Source organism: Streptomyces sp. NRRL B-3229 (genome assembly GCF_000719505.1).
In the GTDB taxonomy this organism is placed as follows: Bacteria; Actinomycetota; Actinomycetes; order Streptomycetales; family Streptomycetaceae; genus Streptomyces; species Streptomyces griseorubiginosus.
The window spans coordinates 1-5,155 of the sequence record NZ_JOGP01000056.1; the positions used below are offsets into that span (position 1 = coordinate 1).

A 5,155-nucleotide genomic window follows, 5' to 3' on the forward strand; every position below is an offset into this window, starting at 1 on the left:
CCCCGTGGTCTCCAACGTCACCGGAAAGCCCGCGACTTCGGGTGAGCTGACCTCTCCCGAGTACTGGGTGCGACACGTCCGCGAGGCCGTCCGTTTCGCCGACGGGGTGAGTGCGCTGCACGAGCAGGGTGTCACCGTCTTCCTGGAGGCCGGGCCCGACGGTGTGCTCACCGCACTCGCCCAGGGCGTCCTCGTGGACACCACCGACGCCGGATTCGTCACGCTGCTGCGCAACGGTGTCGCCGAACCGCGTTCCGCCGTCACCGCGTTCGGGCGGCTCTTCGAGTACGGCGTCGCTCTGGACCCGGAGCGCCTCTTCGCGGGGACCGGTGCGCGCCGGGTGGACCTGCCGACCTATGCCTTCCAGCGCGAACGGTACTGGCTGGAGGACGTGGGCCGCAGCGCCGACGTGTCGGGTGCCGGACTCGCAGGGGCGGGGCACCCGCTCCTGGGGGCGGTCACCCAACTGCCCGAGTCGGGTGGGGTGTTGGCGACGGGCCTGCTGTCGCTGCGCAGTCACCCCTGGCTGGCGGATCATGCGGTCGCCGGGTCGGTCGTCGTGCCGGGTGCGGCGCTGGTGGAGCTGGTGGTGCGGGCCGGTGACGAGGCGGGCGCGAGTGCCGTCGAGGAGCTGGTGATCGAGGCGCCGCTGGTGCTGCCCGAGACCGGCGGGGTGCGGATCCAGGTCGTCGTCGGCGGGGTCGAGGACGGGCGGCGTCACGTCAGCCTCTACTCGGCCGCGCAGGACGCCGGGCCGGAGACCCCGTGGACCCGGCACCTGACCGGCACACTCACCGAACAGGCCGCCGCCGCGCCGGAGTTCGACTTCGGCGTGTGGCCGCCCGCGGGAGCCGAGAAGGTGGCTCTGGAGGGCTTCTACGACGGCCGGCGCGAGGCCGGGCTGGCGTACGGGCCCGCCTTCCAGGGCCTGACGTCCGTGTGGACCAAGGGCGAGGAGGTGTACGCGGAGGTCGTCCTGCCGGAAGGGCAGAACGCGGACGCCTTCGGTATCCATCCCGCGCTGCTGGACGCCGCCCTGCACAGCGGTCTGTTCTGCCCCGGGCAGGAGGCGGACGCCGGGCGGACCCGGCTGCCGTTCGCCTGGAACCAGGTGGTTCTGCACGCGTCCGGTGCCACGGCGCTGCGCGTCCGCGCGGTGCCCGTCGGCACCGACGGCATCTCGCTGAACCTCGCCGACTCGACCGGGGCGCCCGTCGCCGACATCGGGTCGATGGTGCTGCGCCCGGTCTCCACCGAGCAGCTCGGCGCCGCCCGCACTTCGGTGCAGGACTCCCTGTTCCTCGTCGACTGGACTCCGCTCACCACGCACGACGAGGGCTCGCCGGGCGCCGACAGGCGTGAGGGAAACCCAGTTGGCCAACAGCTGGTGGCCGACCAGTCCGAGCATGCCGTGGCCGACTTCACCGCGCCCGTCGACGCTGCCGCCGAGGACGCTCTCGACCTGGCCACCCGGGTGCTCGCCGTCGTCCAGGCCCACCTCGGCGGCGCGGACGGCCGGCTGGTCGTCCTCACCCGTGACCCGGTCACCGACCCTGCCGCGTCCGCGGTCTGGGGCCTGGTGCGCTCAGCCCAGTCCGAGAACCCCGACCGGATCGTGCTGGCCGCCGTCGACGAGGACCCCGCCTCCCGGGACGCGCTGCCCGCCGCCCTCGCCACCGACGAACCGCAGCTGGCCGTTCGCGCCGGCCGCGTGAGCACACCCCGACTGGCCCGCGCCGCCGCCTCCGAGGCACTGGCCGTCCCGGCCGGCACCGACGCCTGGCACCTCGACGTCACCGCCACCGGAACCCTGGAGAACCTCGCGCTGCTGCCCAGCCCCGAGGTCCGCGAACCGCTCGCCGAGGGCCAGGTCCGGATCGCCGTACGGGCAGCGGGCCTGAACTTCCGCGACGTACTGATCGCCCTCGGCATGTACCCGGGCAAGGCCCACTTCGGCGGTGAGGGTGCCGGTGTCGTCCTGGAGACCGGCCCCGGTGTCACCTCGCTCGCCCCCGGCGACCGGGTGATGGGCCTGCTGCGCGACGGCTTCGGGCCTCAGGCACTCGCCGACCACCGCCACCTCGTGCGGATCCCGGCCGGGTGGACGTACGAGCAGGCCGCAAGTGTGCCGATCGTCTTCACCACGGCGTACTACGGCCTGTTCGACCGGGCCGGGCTGCGAGCCGGCGAGTCCGTGCTCGTGCACGCCGCGGCCGGAGGTGTCGGCATGGCCGCCGTCCAACTGGCCCGGCAGGCGGGCGCCGAGGTGTTCGGCACCGCCAGCGCCGGCAAGTGGGACGCCCTGCGCGCGAGCGGCCTGGACGAAGCGCACATCGGCAACTCCCGCACGCTCGCCTTCAAGGAGCAGTTCCTTGAGGCGACCGGCGGCCGAGGCGTCGACGTCGTCCTGGACGCGCTGGCCCACGAGTTCGTGGACGCCTCCCTCGACCTGCTGCCGCGCGGCGGACGCTTTCTCGAGATGGGCAAGACCGACATCCGCGACGCCGACGAGGTGGCGGCCGCCCGACCTGGCGTCCTCTACCAGGCGTTCGACCTCGTGGAAGCCGGACCCGACCGGGTGCAGGAGATCCTCACCGAACTCGTCGCCCTCTTCGAACAGGGCGAACTGACCCCACTGCCGGTCCGGGCGTGGGACGTCCGCAAGGCCCCCGAGGCCTTCCGGTACGTCAGCCAGGCGCGCCACGTCGGCAAGGTCGTCCTCACCGTCCCGCGTGCCCTCGACCCGGAGGGGACGGTGCTGGTCACGGGCGGTCTGGGGACGCTGGGCCGACTGGTCGCACGGCATGTGGTGGAGAAGCACGGAGCGCGGCATCTGCTGCTCCTGGGACGGCGCGGCGCCGAGAGCGAGGGCGCGGCCGAACTCATCGCCCAGCTGGGCGAGTCGGGTACCGAGGTGCGGATCGAGGCGTGCGACGTCTCGGACCGTGAGGCGCTTCGGGCTCTGCTGGCCTCCGTCGAGCGGCCGTTGACGGCCGTGGTGCACACGGCCGGTGTGCTGGACGACGGTGTGATCGCGGCCCAGAGCCGGGAGCGCCTGGAAAAGGTCTTCGCGCCGAAGGCCGAGGCCGCCTGGCATCTGCACGAGCTGACCCAGGACCTCGACCTCGCCGCCTTCGTCGTCTACTCCTCGGCCTCCGGGATCTTCGGGAACCCGGGGCAGGCCAACTACGCGGCCGCCAACGCCTACCTGGACGCCCTCGCCGGACACCGCCGTTCGCTCGGTCTGCCCGCCACCTCCCTGGCCTGGGGCATGTGGTCCGAGGGCATGGCCCAGGCGCTGGACACCGCCGCGCTGCAACGCAACAAGCGGGACGGCATGCTCGGCATCACCGCCGAGACCGGCAACGCCCTCTTCGACGCGGCACTGCGTTCGCCCGAGGCCGCCCTCGTGCCGGCCCGTCTGGACCTGGCGGGCCTTCAGTCCCGCGCCGCGAGCCAGGCCGTACCGCAGCTGCTGCGCGGCCTCGTGCGCCAGGGCCGGCAGACCGCCAAGGCGGGTGCCGCGGCGGAGGGTTCGCTGCGGCAGGAGCTGGCCTCGCTCACCCGGGAGGAGCAGGACCTGCGTCTGCTCGACCTGGTCCGCGCGCAGGCCGCGACCGTCCTGGGGCACTCCGCCGCCCACACCGTCGATGGCGAACGCGCCTTCAAGGACGCCGGCTTCGACTCGCTGACCTCCGTCGAACTGCGCAACCGCCTGTCGGCCGCCACCGGCGTCCGGCTCTCGGCGACCGTCGTCTTCGACTACCCGACACCGGTCGCTCTCGCCGGGCATCTGCACAGTGAACTGGGCATTGCCCAGGAAGCGCCGGCGCCCGTGACGCCCGTGCCCCTCACCGGGCCCGAAACCCCCGACGAGCCGATCGCGATCGTCGCCATGGGCTGCCGCTTCCCCGGCGGGGCCACCGGACCCGAGGAGCTGTGGCGGCTGGTCGCCGACGGCGCCGATGTCATCGGCGGCTTCCCCGACAACCGCGGCTGGGACCTGGACACCCTCTTCGACCCGGACCCGGACGCCATCGACAAGTCCTACGTCGACCGGGGCGCCTTCCTGCACGACGTCGGCGAGTTCGACGCGGGCTTCTTCGGGATCTCCCCGCGCGAGGCCCTCGCCATGGACCCACAGCAGCGGCTGCTCCTCGAGGTCAGCTGGGAGACCCTGGAGCGGGCGGGCATCGACCCGACGACCCTGCGCGGCTCGGACACCGGCGTCTTCACCGGCCTGATCAGCCACGACTACACCGTGCGCCTCCAGCAGGCGCCCGCCGAACTCCAGGGCCTGAGGCTGACCGGCACCGCGGGCAGCGTCGCCTCCGGCCGGGTCTCCTACACCCTGGGCCTGGAGGGACCGTCCGTCAGCGTCGACACCGCCTGCTCCTCGTCGCTGGTCGCCCTGCACATGGCCGTACGGGCGCTGCGCAGCGGCGAGTGCGCGATGGCACTCGCGGGCGGTGCGATGGTCATGGCGACACCCGACACCTACGTCGAGTTCTCCCGCCAGCGCGGCCTGGCCAGGGACGGCCGTGTCAAGGCCTTCTCGTCCGCCGCCGACGGCACCGCCTGGTCCGAGGGCGTCGGCGTCCTGCTGGTGGAGAAGCTGTCCGACGCCCGCCGCAACGGCCACCCCGTCCTCGCGATCGTGCGCGGTACGGCGGTCAACCAGGACGGTGCCTCGAACGGCCTGACCGCGCCCAACGGTCCCTCCCAGCAGCGTGTCATCCGTCAAGCCCTGGCCGACGGCAACCTGACGACCGCCGACGTGGACGCCGTGGACGCGCACGGTACAGGCACAGCACTGGGAGACCCGATCGAGGCCCAGGCGCTGCTCGCCACGTACGGGCGCGACCGGGGCGAACGCGACCCCCTCTGGCTCGGCTCCGTGAAGTCCAACATCGGACACGCGCAGGGCGCCGCCGGTGTCGCGAGCGTGATCAAAATGGTCATGGCGCTGGAGCACGAGGTGCTGCCGAAGACGCTGCATGTGGATGAGCCGTCGCCGAAGGTGGACTGGTCGGCGGGAGCGGTGGAGCTGCTGACCGAGGCGCGTGCGTGGCCGGTCAGGCGCTGAAGGCGCAGGCCGAGCGGCTGGCCGACCACCTGGAGGGCGGGCAGGCCGACCTGACGGACGTCGCCCATT

General features: G+C 73.1%; 1 protein-coding gene. It reads left to right on the forward strand.

The window, feature by feature from the left end:
• On the forward strand, positions 1 to 5,086 hold a 5,086-nt coding region (locus tag IF54_RS0138460), incomplete at its 5' end, for an SDR family NAD(P)-dependent oxidoreductase (RefSeq protein WP_159002309.1).
• Positions 5,087 to 5,155 lie beyond the last annotated feature (69 nt).